16 protein-coding genes are annotated in these 15578 nt (G+C 64.7%); 10 read left to right on the plus strand and 6 right to left on the minus strand.

Annotated elements, in window-relative coordinates; translation table 11 throughout:
• Positions 1 to 137 precede the first annotated feature (137 nt).
• A complete protein-coding gene (locus SLNSH_RS01610) occupies positions 138 to 491 on the plus strand; it encodes a hypothetical protein (protein ID WP_106334914.1) in 354 nt (117 codons plus the stop codon).
• Positions 492 to 566: 75 nt separating this feature from the next.
• Here SLNSH_RS01610 and SLNSH_RS01615 read toward each other — a convergent pair whose 3' ends face one another.
• The 3 genes from SLNSH_RS01615 to SLNSH_RS01625 all read right to left on the minus strand — a co-directional run bounded on the left by SLNSH_RS01615 (position 567) and on the right by SLNSH_RS01625 (position 2750).
• Positions 567 to 935 carry an HNH endonuclease gene (locus tag SLNSH_RS01615; RefSeq protein WP_106334915.1) on the minus strand — a complete coding sequence of 123 codons (369 nt, stop codon included), beginning with the start codon at positions 933 to 935 and terminating at the stop codon, positions 567 to 569.
• A 1-nt stretch (position 936) separates the two neighbouring features.
• Positions 937 to 1866, minus strand: coding sequence for a hypothetical protein (locus SLNSH_RS01620; RefSeq protein ID WP_146140147.1), 930 nt, complete (start codon positions 1864 to 1866; stop codon positions 937 to 939).
• Positions 1867 to 1970: 104 nt separating this feature from the next.
• Positions 1971 to 2750, minus strand: coding sequence for a hypothetical protein (locus tag SLNSH_RS01625; protein WP_146140148.1), 780 nt, complete (start codon positions 2748 to 2750; stop codon positions 1971 to 1973).
• Positions 2751 to 2860: 110 nt separating this feature from the next.
• Between SLNSH_RS01625 and SLNSH_RS01630 the strand changes: the two genes are divergently transcribed.
• From SLNSH_RS01630 to SLNSH_RS01650, 5 genes are all read left to right on the plus strand, one after another.
• Positions 2861 to 3157 (plus strand): helix-turn-helix domain-containing protein, encoded by a 297-nt coding sequence (locus SLNSH_RS01630; RefSeq protein ID WP_106334918.1) that lies wholly within the window; start codon positions 2861 to 2863, stop codon positions 3155 to 3157.
• Between the two features lie 883 nt (positions 3158 to 4040).
• Positions 4041 to 4532 (plus strand): hypothetical protein, encoded by a 492-nt coding sequence (locus SLNSH_RS01635; protein WP_146140149.1) that lies wholly within the window; start codon positions 4041 to 4043, stop codon positions 4530 to 4532.
• Positions 4519 to 5037, plus strand: coding sequence for a hypothetical protein (locus tag SLNSH_RS01640; protein WP_106334920.1), 519 nt, complete (start codon positions 4519 to 4521; stop codon positions 5035 to 5037). The genes SLNSH_RS01635 and SLNSH_RS01640 overlap by 14 nt, the downstream gene beginning before the upstream one ends.
• A 68-nt stretch (positions 5038 to 5105) precedes the next feature.
• Entirely contained in the window at positions 5106 to 5606 is a 501-nt protein-coding gene (locus SLNSH_RS01645) for a hypothetical protein (RefSeq protein ID WP_146140150.1), read from the plus strand.
• 528 nt (positions 5607 to 6134) lie between these two features.
• Positions 6135 to 6596 (plus strand): hypothetical protein, encoded by a 462-nt coding sequence (locus tag SLNSH_RS01650; RefSeq protein ID WP_146140151.1) that lies wholly within the window; start codon positions 6135 to 6137, stop codon positions 6594 to 6596.
• A gap of 308 nt (positions 6597 to 6904) precedes the next feature.
• On the opposite strand, the gene SLNSH_RS01655 is transcribed toward SLNSH_RS01650, so the two are convergent.
• The 3 genes from SLNSH_RS01655 to SLNSH_RS25115 all read right to left on the minus strand — a co-directional run bounded on the left by SLNSH_RS01655 (position 6905) and on the right by SLNSH_RS25115 (position 9960).
• The gene (locus SLNSH_RS01655) at positions 6905 to 8104 is read right to left on the minus strand and encodes a pilus assembly protein TadG-related protein (RefSeq protein WP_158266633.1); all 1200 of its coding nucleotides are present in this window, start codon (positions 8102 to 8104) and stop codon (positions 6905 to 6907) included.
• A 779-nt stretch (positions 8105 to 8883) separates the two neighbouring features.
• Entirely contained in the window at positions 8884 to 9228 is a 345-nt protein-coding gene (locus tag SLNSH_RS01660; RefSeq protein ID WP_106334924.1) for a hypothetical protein, read from the minus strand.
• A 528-nt stretch (positions 9229 to 9756) separates the two neighbouring features.
• A complete protein-coding gene (locus SLNSH_RS25115) occupies positions 9757 to 9960 on the minus strand; it encodes a hypothetical protein (protein ID WP_196240197.1) in 204 nt (67 codons plus the stop codon).
• Positions 9961 to 12539: 2579 nt separating this feature from the next.
• Between SLNSH_RS25115 and SLNSH_RS01670 the strand changes: the two genes are divergently transcribed.
• The 4 genes from SLNSH_RS01670 to SLNSH_RS01685 all read left to right on the plus strand — a co-directional run bounded on the left by SLNSH_RS01670 (position 12540) and on the right by SLNSH_RS01685 (position 15577).
• On the plus strand, positions 12540 to 13217 hold the full coding sequence (locus SLNSH_RS01670; protein WP_106335158.1) for a sugar transferase: 678 nt from the start codon (positions 12540 to 12542) through the stop codon (positions 13215 to 13217).
• A 113-nt stretch (positions 13218 to 13330) separates the two neighbouring features.
• A complete protein-coding gene (locus SLNSH_RS01675) occupies positions 13331 to 13546 on the plus strand; it encodes a hypothetical protein (protein WP_106334926.1) in 216 nt (71 codons plus the stop codon).
• Positions 13547 to 13582: 36 nt separating this feature from the next.
• The gene (locus SLNSH_RS01680; protein WP_106334927.1) at positions 13583 to 13912 is read left to right on the plus strand and encodes a hypothetical protein; all 330 of its coding nucleotides are present in this window, start codon (positions 13583 to 13585) and stop codon (positions 13910 to 13912) included.
• Positions 13913 to 14362: 450 nt separating this feature from the next.
• Positions 14363 to 15577, plus strand: a complete 1215-nt coding sequence (locus tag SLNSH_RS01685; RefSeq protein WP_146140152.1) for a glycosyltransferase — start codon at positions 14363 to 14365, stop codon at positions 15575 to 15577.
• Position 15578 lies beyond the last annotated feature (1 nt).

The raw sequence follows: 15578 nt of genomic DNA on the forward strand, positions 1-15578 counted from the left end.
AGGTGGGCGCCTACAACCAGTCGATCTGAAAAGCCGTTCTTATCAGCCACAGCCGGCAGGTATTTCCCTTTGATAGGGGCCGAGGCTTTGGGCCTACCGGTTGCGTTTCATAGGGTCACCGTGCACACAGAAGCGACATGATCAACAATCTCCGTTGGGCGCCGTGGGCGGCCCTTGCCGCAATTGCCGTGGCCACCTTGTCTCCGATCGGCTTGCGCCCGCACGTGCCCGGCGCATCCGCCGACCTTGAACGCATGGCGGCGTTTGTGGTGGTCGGGCTCCTCTTTGGGTCCATGTATTCCCGGCGACTGGGCTTCGCCCTGGTGGTAGTCGTGGGGGGCGCGATGCTACTTGAGATTCTGCAGAACGTGATCCCGACGCGACATGGTCTCGTGCATGACGGAGCGCTCAAGGCCATAGCCGGGGCAGCCGGAGTGATGATCACGTCACTTTCGGCGCGCCAGATCCGAGCAAGAAATTCGGATCGATAAGCAACTGGGCTTGTCGCGTGGACGCCGCCACCGTTGCGAGCACCGTAGCGTGGCGCAGGAGGGCGGATAGCTCCCTCAATCCTTAGAGCAGGGAGGGGCGCGGCTTGGCCGTGGCTCGACACGCCCGTCCAGGCGCTTCCTCCAGCGCGTGCCGCGGCTGCCGGGGATGAGCCTGCGCGGGCGTGCGGCTCCCCAATGGCGCGCCTCCACCCGTCGCGCCTTGGCGATCGCCGGCAGGTCCTCGCGGGCTGTCTTGCCCCCGTGACAGGCGGCGCACAGCACCTGCAGGTTGCCGGCTTCCTCGAGTCCGCCGAGCGCCAGCGGAACGATGTGATCCACCTCCCAGCGCGAGCCCGGCGGCAGCCGCCAGCCGCAACGCTGGCAGTGGCCCTTGGCGGCGAGAAAGAGCGCGAGACGCTGGGTGGTCGACAAGGGCCGGCGCATGTCAGCCTCCCGCTTCGAGGCGGCGTACTCGCTCGTGGTGGCGCTCACGCACCCCCCCGGCAGCGGCGAGCGCCTCGCGGGAGAGGCCACCCAGACGCGCGCTGAATTCCTCCTCCACTTCGGCCAGGGTGCTAGCGTCGGCGGCGCAGGCGAGCGCGTCGTCATAGAGTTGAACGACGGCCTCGTCGGGGAGCGGCGGCTCCACACTTTGCGCGCTTTCCCGCGCTTCTTCGCCCAGCGCTTCAAAAAGTGGGGGAGGGGGAGCGCGCAGCCGGATCGCCTCGCGCGGAGCGCGCAGCCGCGTCCAGCCCCCGCGAGCCCTGCGTGGGCGCTCGGGCGGCAGCGGCGGTCGGCCGTCAGTGGAGCCGCTGGCGAACGGCTGAACGGGGCTGTGATGTTCGGACGCGTCCAGTTCCAGCGCCTGCTGAGCGTGTCTCGCAGTTTGAGCATCACCTAAGTCCGCTCGGTCTTCGAACTCCTCGCGCAGGTAGAGGCCGCCAAGCACGTCGGCGAAGCCGTCGCGCAGCGCGAAGGCGCGCGCCCGCATCTGCAGCATGCGCCGCGGATAGCCGCTCCAGGGGCCTGGCTGCCCCCAAAGGCCCGCCTGCTTGGCGTCCGCCACGCTGAACTGGCGGGTGAGCGCCTCCGGCTCGCTCCGGCGCTGGACGGCGCAGCATGCCGTCCAGTCGTCCGGTCCTTCGCCCTGGACCCACTCCTTGATCAGCCGGCACTGGCCCGAACTGCGCACCAGCGCCAGGGCGGCGTCGCCCCAGATCGTCGGCCGCCCGTCAATGACGGCGATGCGCTGCAGCGCCATCAACGGCGTCAGCCCGACTTCTAGCCCGTGCAGGATGGCCACCATGCAGGCCTCCGGCGTTTCGAGCCCTTTTGGGGCCATGCGCGAGGCCACCACGGCCTTGGCCAGGGTCATGGCCTCGTCCATCGACCGCGGCACCAGGGGCAGCGGCTTGGCGGCGGAGGGCAGGGGTGACATCTGGAATTGCGTAATCGGCTTGCCCATGGGTCCTGCTTCCTTCACGCTGCGACTTGTTCGTCGGTGAGCTCCACGCCCTTGACGGCTCGCCCCGCGCGCAGATCCGCTTCGGCGAGGTCGCGCAGGGCGCTCTCCACCTGCGGGTGGGCCCAGAGCCGCGCGTCGCGCCGGTAGGCGCACACCAGCGCCTCGCGGTCGCGCACGACGAGGCGTCGTACGGTGCGCAAGCCCACGCGACGTCCGGCGGAGCCGGCCCGCACCGGCGGCAGCGGGCCAGGTCCGGCCTCCGCGGCGAGCCGCTCGCGCTCGGCCAGCAGGTAGGGCTCGAGCGCCTTTTTCAGCTCTTTCTTGCTCTCGGCGGCGCGCTCGATCACCGGACGCCAGCGCGCGTCGATCGCGCGCCCTTCTTCCAGGATCGGCCGCTTCTCGCGTGTGCGCGCCTCCTCGGCTTCCTTCTCCAGGGCGGCGAAGCGCTCGGCGAAGTTTGCCGCCTTGTCGGCCTGCGCCTTCGAGGTGATCGGGGTGGCGCTTTCGAGGAAGGCGGTGGCCGCTTCCCGCAGCTCTGTCACGCTCTGGTCGAGACCCGCGACCGGATCCGCCGCGCCGCTGTTGTGGCCGATGCCGGCCGGGACCTCATCCGGCCAGGGCTGCCCTTGCTCGGCGACCGCTACATAGGTCTCGTACGACACCGGATGTTGACAGCACCAGGTCCATACTTCCTGTGCATCGACTGGGGCCCCATCGCGTAAGGCCTTGAGCTGCCCGTCCGAATCCTTCCAGATCGCGACCGGCAGCCAGGGGCCTCCGCGGAACGATCTCATGCGGTAGTATCCTGATTGGGGATCGTTCTCGTGGATCGGGAATGACTTCCCGCTCAGGGCTGATTGCCAGAAATCGTGACTAGCGGTCATCTCGAGGCTCCTCTACTTGAATGAGTGAAAAATACTCAAATGATGGAAAAACGCAAGGGGCAGACGTGCTGCTCGTTGCTGCCCATTTGCGTGCCGCAAGGGCGCTCCTGGACTGGTCGGCGAAGGCATTGTCCGAGAGATCGGGCGTGAGCCCAGCGACACTGCAGAGATTGGAAAGATCAGTTGGTGTGCCTTCTGCCCACCCAAGAACTATTGGGGATCTGAAACGGGTCCTTGAAGACGCTGGCGTTGAATTCATGGGCACTCCGGACGAGCCGGGCGTGATCCTCAGGCGTCCTAAGCAGGACGGCCGTTGACCTGCTTTTGGGCGTAAACTGCAAGCGTGTTTCGCCACGTGGACGACGACCCTATCTCACGTCGGGGATCGGGCTGCCGGCCGAAGCTTTCCTGTTTAGGGCTTAAGCCGGTGCGCTGAGGTGCCGGGTGGCCCGAACAGGCTTGCCGACTTGCCGATCAGTCCGCGCTTCACGCGCGGCCCAGCACCGCGGGAACGGAGACCGCGCCTGCCGGCTGTCGCTAACGACGGGGTGCCTCAGTCAGCCGTGCGTGACGCAGCAGGAATACCGCTCCAGGTCCAGACCGCGGCGCCCGAAGCAAGCGATTGAAAGTGGGCTCAAATACCCGCCTGTGAGGCCGACGCAAGTTGTGGCGCGGTGGCGGTCATGTAGCTGATTCGCCTCCGTGGGGGCCAAGGACTGAGTCTGAAGGACAAGCGCTTGTCGCGTCGCGCTGCCCAGCGCCGAATAATTATTTTGCGCAGGCTTACGTTGCTTTCGCTCTCAGCGAAAGATGTATGCACTTGAATAAGAACAGAATTTCCGTCACCGCTTAACAAATTAGTCAAATCGAGCAAACGAGGCCGTCTAGTGGGCGGCATTGACTGTGTCGGAAGCGCATCAGTCACGGGCTCTCAAAGCTCAAGAAAAGCGCAAATACGCAGTAAGCCGCTGATTTTTCTGAGGAACTCTCAAAATTTGCGAAATCTCGTCATTTTTTGCTGAGGTGAATGCTCATTCCCTCACCAAGCCAAGGCTACGAGCTATGACCAAACGGAAAACCGACGTTGCCTCCGGTCGCGCCGGGACGGTGTCGCCCAGCGGCGCCGCTGCGGCGCTAACTGGCGACCTGTTCGGGCCCGCGCCGCTTCTGCCAGGCGAAGATCCACAGGACTACGCCGCCATGGGCGCGCGGCTGCGGGAGGCGATCCAGCCCGAAGATTTCGTCGATGAAATTTTCCTGCGTGAGCTGCTGGACTGTTCCTGGGAGCGTTGGCGCTGGCGTCGCCTGAAAACGCAATATCTGGCGCTGGGGGCGCAGGACGCGGTTGAGATGTTGCTGTTTCGGCAAGAGGTCGAGGACGCCGGCGGATTGGCGCGCCAATGGGCCATGGGCGATCCGGAAGCCAAGGCTACGGTCCAAAGCAAGCTGGACAGGGCTGGGCTGACCATGGACGCCGTTCACGGTCTCGCCCTGGGGCACCGCATCACCATGATGGAGCAAATCAGCCGCATGGAGGAGCGCCTCGAGGACCGCTTTGCTGGCCTGCTGCGGACCCTGGACAGCCGCCGCGCCCAGCGCCGACAGGCCTTGATGCGCGTCGTCGAGGTGGTGCGCTCGGACAAGGTTGCGGAGGCGTCACCGGCCGGGGCGCTCGCCTATGCCGGCCGGTAAGGAGCCGAGCGCCGCGCGGCTCGCAGCGAACCGCGCCAACGCTCAAAAGAGCACCGGGCCGAAAACGCCCAAGGGCAAGGTGGCATCCAGCCGCAACGCCCTGCGCCATGGGCTGTCGATCACCGTGCTCGAGGATCCGTCCTATGGCGACGCCGCGCTGCGCATGGCGGACGCCATCGCCGGCCCGGACGCCGCGCCGGACCAGCGCGACCGCGCGCTGGAGCTGGCCTATGCCGAGATCGACGTGCTGCGGGTGCGCCAGGCCAAGCACGCACTGCACGCCCTCCATGCGGAGGGCGCGCCGGAGCCGAGCGCGCCCGAGGAGCTCATGGACGCGAAGCTCTGCGCCGCCTTGGCGCGCTTGGATCGGTACAAGCGCCGCACGCTGTCGCGGCGCAAACGCATGCTGCGCGCTTGGGACGAGCAGCAGTGGATCGAGTCTGGGCAGGCGGCCACCAGCGCGGCCGCAGCCGCGGATGGCTCGGGGGAGGGCGACCGATCATGAGTTCGTCGAAATCGCAGACCAGCGGCGCGGCTCTTGAACGTCGCCTCGACGAAAGGCTCGCCGCATGGTTGCGCGAGGCGGCCCTGCTCCCGGGGGAGGACGCCGAAGCCTACGCCGCCATCGAGGCCGCCGTCCGCGACTGTCTCGCTCCTGCCGATGGCCTTGCAGAGATGTGGGTCGCCGACATCGCCGCCTTGACCTGGGAGATCGCCCGCGCCCAGCGCATGCGCAGCGAGCTGATCAAGGCCGGTGAAGGGGAAGGGGCCGGCGAGATCTTCCGTCTGTTCCGTCTGAAAGATGCCCCATACGCCGCGGCTGCCTGGGCGGGCAATGAGCCCGGCGACCGCGCATTGATCCTCGAATACGCGGCCGAGGCAGGTCTCGGGCGAGACGCCTTCATCACGCAAACCGTGATTGAATTTTACCCCCAGGTGGAAGCCCTGGACCGCCACATCGAAAGCTTGCGCGCCCGTCGCCTCAAGTTTCTCGGCTGGGTTGAGCAGCCAACCCGGGGCGGGGCGCGCCTGGACGGTGGCCCGAAGCGCCGGCGCATTCAGCCAACAGCCTGAAGCGCAGACCGCCGTCACACCACAAAGGCCAGATCCAGAACCAACGCGGCCCTTGGCGGAACGAAGCCATCCGGTGTGGTCCTGCGCGCAAAACGAACTAGCTGCAGCGCGGTCGAGTCCAGAAGGGGCTTGGCTGGCTGCCCCTAGCGGTCGGCTATTGCATCACCAGCTCTCGAGAGGGACCGTCAAAATACCGATGAAGAGCAGCGCGACGCTCAACAGCAGCCCGACTGCAGTGAATATCAGCACCAGGAAAAACCGGAACTTGCGCGCTCTTCTGCAACGGGCAAGGAAGCCGAGATGCAGGTGGAAGCTGTTTGGACGGCCATGGCGAACGTCCTTGGAAGGGGACCAGCCTGCCCTGAATTCGAAGGCCCGGCTGTGATGGGCGGGACATGGCCCCTCGTCGCTGCGATCGGAAGGCAGTTCCTGGCGCGACGGTCCTGCTCGGCCGCCTTCCTCCGAAGAGTTACGGATTATTAACCATACTTCCGCAAAGCTCCGTCGAACATCGGACAGGAGCGGTCGATGAGGCTTGCGGAAGCAAATACTCTGAGCTGGTTAGATGCTTCGGCGGATCGCCCCGAGCCGAAGAACGACATGCTCTGGCAGGTGAAACAGCTCCTTAACACAGCCCCACCGCCGCGGGGCGCCCCAGAAGCGAGAGCACCCCGGCAAGGGATGGAGTTGAACCGCGACCTCAATCACGCCCTCGATCTGGTGGGCATGGCGTCGGGTTTGCTCGAGAAATCAGAAACTCGCATTCGAGAGGTCGAAGAGCACGCGCACAAGCTCGCGCAGGCAGCCTCACTCCAACTCAAGACAGCTCACGACGAAAACCAACGGCTCGAGCGTCTGTTGCGGCAAGCCGAAAGCAGGGCCGAGGAAGCCGAGGCGCGACTTCGCGACGCGAACAACTGGATCGCTCGGTTTCACGACGCCATCACCTCAGCCTTCAAGACTTGCGGCCAGCCCCCGGCGGCGCGTTGACAGAAACGGATGCTTTTTGCCGGCGCCCAATGGGGGGTGGGAGTCACAGTTCCGCGCCCGTTGACCGCTGAACCTTGCCGAGGCCGCGCTCGTTTCGGCGGGGGCAACTCCTCCCACGATCACGTGGGCGCGACGTCGCCCCCGCCACCATGGTCCGAGCTCGCTATTTAAGAGACGAAGTGCAGGCGATGCAAACGATGCACCTGAGACACGCCTAACAGACCGTCGGTTTGCTTTCTGAATCGCAGCGATCCGGCGTGCGCTTGCCGCCCCCAGCGCGCGGGCCGGGCGCGTCGGCCCGCCGCTCCTCAGTTCAGAAGGTGCGCAGGCGTGACGGTGTAGATCCGCTTGCTCGCGTCAGCGACCGCGTCGATGTTCCACGCCGAGGAGGAATTGAACAGCATCGTGTTCGCCACAAAGCTCAGCCTGCGCGCGTTCAACGAGGCCGCCGAATTGAGCGTAATGTTGCGGCTCGGCAGATAGAACACGCCTTCCATCGAGCCGCTCGACGACGAGTTGATGGTCAGGTCGGTGCGGTTTGCAATCGACGCCTCATACATGGCGATGTTGGCGTAAGTCCCAGAGTTCGGAGGCGTGATGCTGAACGAGGCCGCCGAATTCATCTGCAGCGTGCTGTTCGCGTCCTCGAAATAAAACGTGACGCCCGCCGCGATCACGCTGACGCTGCTGTTGAACTTGATAGGCCCACCCCGCACCCGGTAGACGCCGGGTTCAAAGGTCACCGTGGCCGGCGTGTTGAAGTTCATGCCGCCGCAGATGTCGCCCTGCTGAACCGTAATGCTCGTGTTGTTGCCGCCAGCCCAGGTCTTGTTGTTGTAGCGGCAGGGGGAGGCGGCCGGCGGCGCCGGCAGAGCGGACCCGAGCGTGTCGGCGGCGCTGGCGCAGTTGGCCTTGTAGCTGGCGCGCGAGGCGGCGCTGTTCAGCGTAAAGGCGCCTTGCGCGCAGACTTGGCTGCTATTGATCGCCGAGCCGGAGTTGAGCAGCGCAGCCGAGGCGCCGCTCGACTTGATGTCGATCTCGCAGTTCGGCGCGTCGATGAGCGAATTGGAGCTCATGGTGAGCCCGGATCCGCTTGGCTGCAGCAGCAGAACGCAGACCGGCGTGCGCTTCGCCGGTGTGGCGGTTGCGCTGGCCCGGACGGCCATCGCCGGCACGCCGACTAGGCGCATGAGCGTGGAGGCGATCGTGCCTTGCGCTGCGCCGCTGAACGTGCCGTCCGCATTGGTGGCGAAGGAGGCGGTGACGGCGGCGCCCGCGGGCATGCTGAAGGCGGCCGCGAACGCGCCCTGGGCGGTGGTGGACCGGTTCGCGTCCGCAGCTTGCGCGCCGGCCAACACGGCGGCGTCGATGGCCTGCTGCGCCTTGGTTTGCAGCCAGGCGGTTCGCGTGTAATCGACCGCCACCCCCGCCGCCACGCTGAGCGGCACCAAGGCGACGCCCATCGTCACCGCCACCGAACCCTTCACGTCTCGCCAGAACCGTCCCATCGCAGCCCCCTGCCAGCAACTTCGAAAGAACAATAGCAAGCGAAAATTGACAAACTTGTAATGGTTCAACCAAGAATAGAAGTTATCTAAACAAACGAGAGTCGGACGCGGGATTGGCGTGAGTCGCTCCTGCGCGCGGTTGTGATTGCCTTCATCGTGTTCGGTGTCGCGGGCCGCTCTCAGCATCACCACTAGCAGAGTGTGAGGTGGCTGAGTCTTGGTGAGCCGCAGCGGGGCCGAAGGCTGGACAGTAGCCGTTGCCAGAACAAAGAACAAAAAGGGAACAAAATAGGCGATGTCTCCAGATGTGACCAGTCAAAGTGGCGGAATGCTCCAAGGCGCCCTCAGGCCTGGGCGGTCCACCGCTGCTGTTGGAGGCCGAGCCGACTAATCGCGCCATGGGCGGATCGCTTAGATTCTGTGCAGCAACGCGCTCGGCCACTGGCGCTCGCATCTGCCGAATTTGGCAGAACGAAGCCATGCGGCTGTCCTTCGTCGTCGCTCAGGCGCGCATCGACCGTCATCTCGTCTGGTTCCGCAGAGATCGTCTGCCCCGCCCCGATTCACGCCGGCGTTGGCCGCTTTGGTCTTGGCGGAACGAAGCCAATACGGATGCGGTAACGGCGGCTGCCAGTGCTCGCCTGCTGCAGGGTTCTGGCGAAACGAAGCCAATGAGGCTGCGGATAGGGCTTCGCTCAGGCGCGGAGCGCCGCCGGGCAGCCCGGCAGCCGGGTCGCGTCAGGACCGCGCTACGGGGCGGGTCTGAGGCTGGCTTGCGTTCAGTATCGGCTGAAGCGCCGCTTCTCCACGAAGTCGCCCCCTACGCTAGCGCCCCGCGCCAAGCGCGTGACCGCCCCGGGCCTTTCGTTGCGGACGCCGTCCACGGACCCAAAGATCGTGACATTGCCGCCCATGTTGCAGACGTTCCCTGCAACCCAGCCGTGGATTTCGGCTCGTCCGCCGGCCAGCACCGTCAAGTCGCAGGACGCGGTCCCGCACAGCTTCAAGTAAGCCCCGCTGGCCACCACAAGGCCACCCTGGATATGGCCGTGCAATTCCACATCGCTGTCGACGAGCAATCCGCAGGCAGAGTCGATGGTCTGAATGGGCAAGGTTTCGTGCATGGCGGCCTCGGTGCTCGGCCTACATAAAAAGGTGCCGCTGAAGGGATGTTGGAGAAAGCCGTTCAAATTCGATTTGCAGGGGCAGGGGGAGGGGCGGGGCGTCGAACCCTGGCTCGCGGATCGTAGCCGGTTTGCGTTTCCTTGCTCAGCGACAAGGAAGCTGCCCCTGGGAGATCGTAAGACCCATGAGCGAAAAGATCGAAGAACGGAGCGCGTATGATCGTCCTGGTCTTTCACCTGGCGTGCTTCGGATTTCTGCTGACGTGGGCTCAACGAGCCCCCAAGGCTCCAGCGGAGGAGCGCACCTGATCCCAAGGGCAGGCCGCCTGGATGGGGGCTGCTTCCCCAACCCCTTTTAGCCTCCGACCCAGATCGTGCGCCCGATCCTTACGGCGGCTATCCGGGCCCATTGTCGCGCCTGCGCGTGTGGTCATCCGTGCCAATGCGCGGCAGCGACGGCCGCAGTCGCCTCAAGACTTCGCTCGCCAGGTGGCAGCCAAAGGAGACCGGCCTGCAGGGCCAAACCTGCTAATGAAGCGGATCCCCGAACCGTTCGAACTTGGCGAGCGCCGTTCGGAGCAGATCGAGTTTGCCTTCGGGCGAACAGTTTTCCCAATCGCCCGGTTCGATAGAGAAGCCGCCGGCAGCTAGATTGTGCCGGACAAGTTCCAGGACATCATCCGGAATCAAGCGCACGTCCAGCGCGGATATCGCTTCGAAAAGTGCAAGCATGCTGGGCATCGGGGGTCATGCGCCATTAAGGGCATTACCCGTATCAGGCTTTCATGTGGCTTTCGAGCGGGAGAGGCTCTCCGAAATGAGCTTTTTGCCTACCACTTCTGGAAGCGGTTAAAATGGCGACCGCTCGATAGGAGGAGTCTGGTGGAGACGTGATGGTTGCTGATCGCCGCGTCACGATCGCGGTCCGAGTCGGCTTGGACGCACAAGTGAGCGCGCGACATCAGGCAAATCCGTTGTGGATAACCGGTGCTGACTGGCTCAGTTGGGCCTTCGCCATAATGAACGCCTAACTCGTCCATTATAAAGCTGCGCATCCTTGTTAAACACCTCAACGCCCCTCTCCACATGAGCTATGGGGCTGCGCTGCGCGGGAGCACACGGCAGGAAGGGCATGGGTGAGGACTTCGAGCACTACGGGCCGCGCAACTCTGCGCGGAGCCGACGCGTCCGGATCGTCATCGCCATGGGCGCCATTGCACTCTTTGTGCTGGTTCTCGCCGTCGCACAGGATCGGCCGTGGATCCTCTCGGGTTCAGCCGAGTCGAAGAGCTCTCTGACGTGCAACGACATTGATCGGCTGCGTGGAACCGGACCCTGCTTATCGGGTCCAGAGAGGCCTGAATCGCGGGGCGGAGCGGAACTTCGCGAGATGATCGAGCAAGGTGCGCCGAGCCGCCGGCCGGCGACGCAGGGCGCCCCTGCGACCGGCCAGCGGAGCCAACTGGCGCCGCCCGCTGAGATAAATCTGGATTCTGCGCCGACGGCGAGCCCTGCCCCGGTCAGCACGGCGCCATTTGGACAGCCCTCTGAGGCGCAGTCGGGCTTGACCAAACGCGGCCAGATCACGGTAAGCCGAGAGGACGCGCCCTCGAATTCGTCGGTTCTGGACCTCGCCGCAGTGGCCCGGTTGCACGAGCCTATCGAGGGGCCAGCGGACACGCCGCACGGGACGGAGCAGGACGACGGGCGGCCGTTTGCAGCTGAGGCGCGCGACGGACCAGAAACCAAGCGCGCCGAAGAGCTTCCCGCAGGGGTGAAACCTCCTATTAATGCGGCCGAGGACGCCCGGCTGCCACTGAATGCGGCAGATGACGTCGTGCGAATGCCGGCCATGGGCGCCCAGGAAGAGGGCCACGGACAAGAGGGCCTGACGGCCGACGGTGAGGCTGTGGCGGTTCGCGGCCGGACCCCTGAGTTCCAGCAGGGCGATGCGGCTGGGCCGGGTGCGGCTCGCGCGACGGTAGAACACCTCACGCGCCCGTCGCCAGCGAGGCCTGATGCGCCCATGGCAACGGCTCTCGGCCTAACGGGCGAGCCGACCCAGGACGCTGGGCATCCGAACCCTGATCCGCTCCGAAGCGGATCCGTTGACGTCCGCGCAGTCGTCGAGAGCCTGACGGCGACGATCCCGAGTGAGGCTGGTTTGATCGGGCTGCCGCAACGAGGCTTTCCGGAAACCCATGCCCAGGCAGAGGCCGCGTTGGCGCCGATGCAGACGGACTCAGGCACGCGTCCAGTGGCGAGTGTCGATGCGGCGCGATTTGGGGCGGGGGGAAATCGCGACGAAAACCGAGAGTGGCAAGCTTCCGCTCCTGCGCCGGCCACATCGGTGGCGAACTCCGAGGCGGTCAGCTCCAATGCAAAGCCGGCCCAAACCGCTGGCAGTCGCGCCTCGAAGCGGGGCGCCGACCGCGAAACGGCGTCGCGGGCTTCGAAGACGAGAGAGGACGTGCGCTCCAAGGGCGCACGCCGCTATCGTCTTGCGACGAGATCCGGCGGAGCGCGTCAACGCCATCCGGTGCAGGCGATGGGCCCCTGCGGCCGCGCAGACGGCGGCGATGGCGGAATGGTGTCGCGTGACTGCCGCATGCCCCGCGGGAGCAGGCGCAACCCGGTCAGCGAGGGAATGGAGCCGGATGGCTCCGGTGAACAGGGGCCGACGCAGGCCGAGGCTGTGGTTATCGTACCCAACTCTGGCGGGCTTCTGACCGAGCCCCGTGCGTGGTGATCCGCCCGGTTTGAGGCGCAGGGAGCTTCTTCCCTGCCGTGCTGGCGCGAGCAGGATCCATGAAGCGGCTCCGAGGAGCCTTGGCCGCTCGCTCAGCTGAGTCTCTGGTTCTTAACAGGGCAGGGCTCCCCGTCGCATGGGGGTCGTCACCTTGGGGACAACGTCCGCAGGTTAGCCCGGGCGGTCTGAGCCGTCGTGGAAGCGCGCAACTCAGATCCATCTGTGCGGTGCACAAATGCCACGTTCCCCAGGCAACGGGCCAAACCGCTCTCATTAACCTTACATTAATGGTGATGGATCGTTACCAGAGGGAACGAAGCCGTTTGTACGGCATTATGAGTTGCGCATTATGGGCGGGTTATGAGCGGTCAGACTTGCTGGTAACCGCCACCGGGAATTAAAGGGGGTATCTCACCAATTACCAATGAGCACCTCAGCCGCGCGCGTATCACCGCGGATGACGTCCTTTCATCGAAAACCATGGCTCGAGCAGTCCAAGCATCCTGCATTGGCGCGCTTGGACATCCTGAAAACTTACGCAGCTGAGGTGAGGTCGCTGGTCATGAGCGGTCATCCCATTGCCGAGGTCGCTTCCGCCCTGAGTCGATCAGAGGAGGAGGTGCAGCCGCTGGGCGGTTACGCTAAGCGCGCCTTCGACGTCGCAGTGTCGCTTCTCGCGCTTATTTTGTTGTCGCCTCTTATGCTCTTTGTGGCTCTGCTCATAAAGATGACGGATGGCGGGCCGGCCATTTTTTCGCATGGCCGGATCGGGTTTAATGGCGCCGAATTTGGTTGCCTGAAATTCAGGTCCATGGCGGTGAATTCGGCCGAGATCCTGGCGGAGCTGTTGGAGAGGGATCCGGAAGCTCGTCTGGAATGGAACGCCACACAGAAGCTTCGCCACGATCCCCGCATCACGCTGATCGGGCGGGTGATCCGGACCACCAGCATCGACGAGTTGCCCCAACTCGTGAATGTTCTGCGGGGCGAGATGAGCTTGGTGGGACCCCGGCCCATCGTCGCCGCCGAAGTCGCGCGCTATGAAGGCGCCTTCCAGGACTATGTCGTGGCGCGGCCCGGCATTACTGGTCTTTGGCAGGTCAGCGGTCGTAGCGAGACCTCATATGAAGAGCGCGTTCGTTTCGACAGCCTCTACGCGAGGGGGTGGTCCTTCGGCATGGACTTCAGAATTCTGTTCAGGACCGTCGTCGTGGTGCTCGCACAGCGGGGCAGTTACTAGAAGTTTGCGACCCCGCCCGGGCGCCCTCCGAGCGCCTGGGCCTTTCCGGGACCAGGCCACGCTTGCGCTGGACTGCCCCTCGGCTACAGTTTGCGCCGGCATTGGAGATTTGCATGTTCCGCACCCGCTCTCACGCTCGCGATCTCGACACCTGGGCGCCTCGTATGCGTTCCGTCCGGACTGCCGCAGCAGCCGCGAAGGAGTTGGCGTATGCGGAGTTGAAGCGCATCGAGCTCCTGCAGGAGCCTGCGCTGGAGACCGAGATCGCGCGCCTGCGCGAGGAGATCGCCTTGCTCGAGCAGATCATCGCCCTGGCGGATCCACGATGAACGCCAGGTTGGCGCGCAAGCGAAAGAGAATACGACATGATGTCCTTCCTTTCCGCATTTGAGCGCAGGATGCCCCGAGCCAGCCGTCTCGCCGAGGTGGAGCGTGTCGCAAAATCGGCGCTGGCCGCGGCGGAGGCCGAGCGGGATGGTCTGCGCCGCCGCTACGAGAGCTCGGTCGAAAGAGCTTGCCTCATCTCCGATTCCGGCGATCTGGCGCTCGAGGGCGGTGTCGCTGATCCAGCCGTGGATCAAGTCGAGCGAGAACTGCTGAGAGCCCAGTCAAGCCTGCGAAGCCTGGAGGAGCAGATCGGGCGTCTGCGCACCATCGTTTCGCACCTGCAGGCGGCGGGGGTGGGGGCGGGCTAGACCGACTTCCCCTGACTTGCCAATGACAAGTTCGCCCGGACAGCCGAGGCGTGTCAGGCAGCATCGTCCGGCGTCCCGTCGGGCTGCGTAGCGCTTGCTGCCGATGGCCAAAATGGCGATGGTCCCAAGCCAAGGCTTTTTCCGGATCGATTTGCGCCTGCATCTGTGCAAGGGCGATCGCGAAGCGACGACCTGGATCGGCCCAGAGGCCGTCCAGGGCGCTGTGCGCTGACTGCCAACCGCCCTGCTGAGCGACGGCCCCTGTCGAGACGATGATCAAAAATGACCGTGAGCTAAGCACGCATCGGAAACGATGTTCTCTGAGGGGAACGAGCATACGTACATCTTAAGGCTAAAAGCCTCCACTATCCGTGCTAACGCGTGAGCGGGCATTTGACGATCCGCAGCTCTGGCGTTCGTTTCGTGTGAGAAGTGGCCAGCGAGGAATCCGTGGCGAGATCAGTTTGCGTCCTGTCGAGGCAGCGCATTGTCGGTGAAACGAATGGGAGCTCCATTTATCTGCTGAGCATCGTCAAGTATCTGGTCGCGAACGGCCTGCAGGTCCATTATGTGTGTCCGTCGCCCTCAGTGTTTGGCAGGTGGCCGTTTTTGTGGTTGCGCCCGGAAATGGAGGCGTTTTCGAGCTATCGAATTCGCGGCGCCTGGAAATTCGGGCGCTTGGTGATCAACCCGGATCTCCGCGTGCTGCTTCAGGCGGCGGTCGCCGTGTTCGATGTGATCGCCGCCAGGTTGAAATTGCCCCTGCGGCGTTTCGGCCGCCCCGCGTCCCATTCGATCTTTACGCCAGAGACCCTCAGGGAGGCCGACAAGCGCTATCTCGCGAAAATCGCCCGCCCCCTCGCTGACGCGATCCTGTGTGATTACGCCAGTCTGGCCCCGGCCATTGCATTCGTGGGTCGTGACGACGCCCGCAGCGCCGTGGTGATGCACGACTTGTTCTCGGCCCATTATCCCGAGGTCGACAGTGAGACCGAGTTCGCGTGGCTGTCCCTGGCCGACCTCATCATCGCGATCCAAGCCAAGGAGGCAGGCGCGGTATCGACACGGCTGCCCCACACGCAGGTGATCGTCGCTCCCATGGCCCTGACTTCGGTCGAGCGGGCTCAGCCTGGGGACTCAGACCAGCTTCTGTTTGTTGGCAGCTACACCGCACCGAACATCGAGGCCCTGAACTGGTTTCTCACGAAGGTGTGGCCCCTTGTCCGAGAGCATCGGCCCTCGCTTCGCCTTCAGGTGGCGGGCGCTGTCTGCAGGGGAGTCTCGGAGACGCCGGACGGCGTGAGCCTGCTGGGCCTGGTTGATGATCTGCGCCCGCTTTACCGGCACGCCGGCGTGGTGATTTCACCATTGCGATCCGGGACCGGTCTCAAGATCAAGCTGATCGAGGCGCTGAGCCATGGCAAGGCGGTTATTGCGACTTCAGCCACGACGTTTGGCGTGGAAGAATTGATGCAGGGCGCCGTGGTTGTGGCGGACCCGGAAATGGCCTTCGCCGAAGGCGTTCTCGAATTGGCTCAGGATGAGCGCAAGCGCTTGTTGATGGGCGAGCAGGGAATCGGGCTGGTGCGGCGCCATTTCAGCCCGGAGGCGTGCTACCGCGGGATCTACGAGTTCTTGTCTCAGGCGAAGACGGCGGCGCCCTGAT

The sequence above is a fragment of the Alsobacter soli genome (assembly GCF_003004785.1).
Lineage (GTDB): Bacteria > Pseudomonadota > Alphaproteobacteria > Rhizobiales > Beijerinckiaceae > Alsobacter > Alsobacter soli.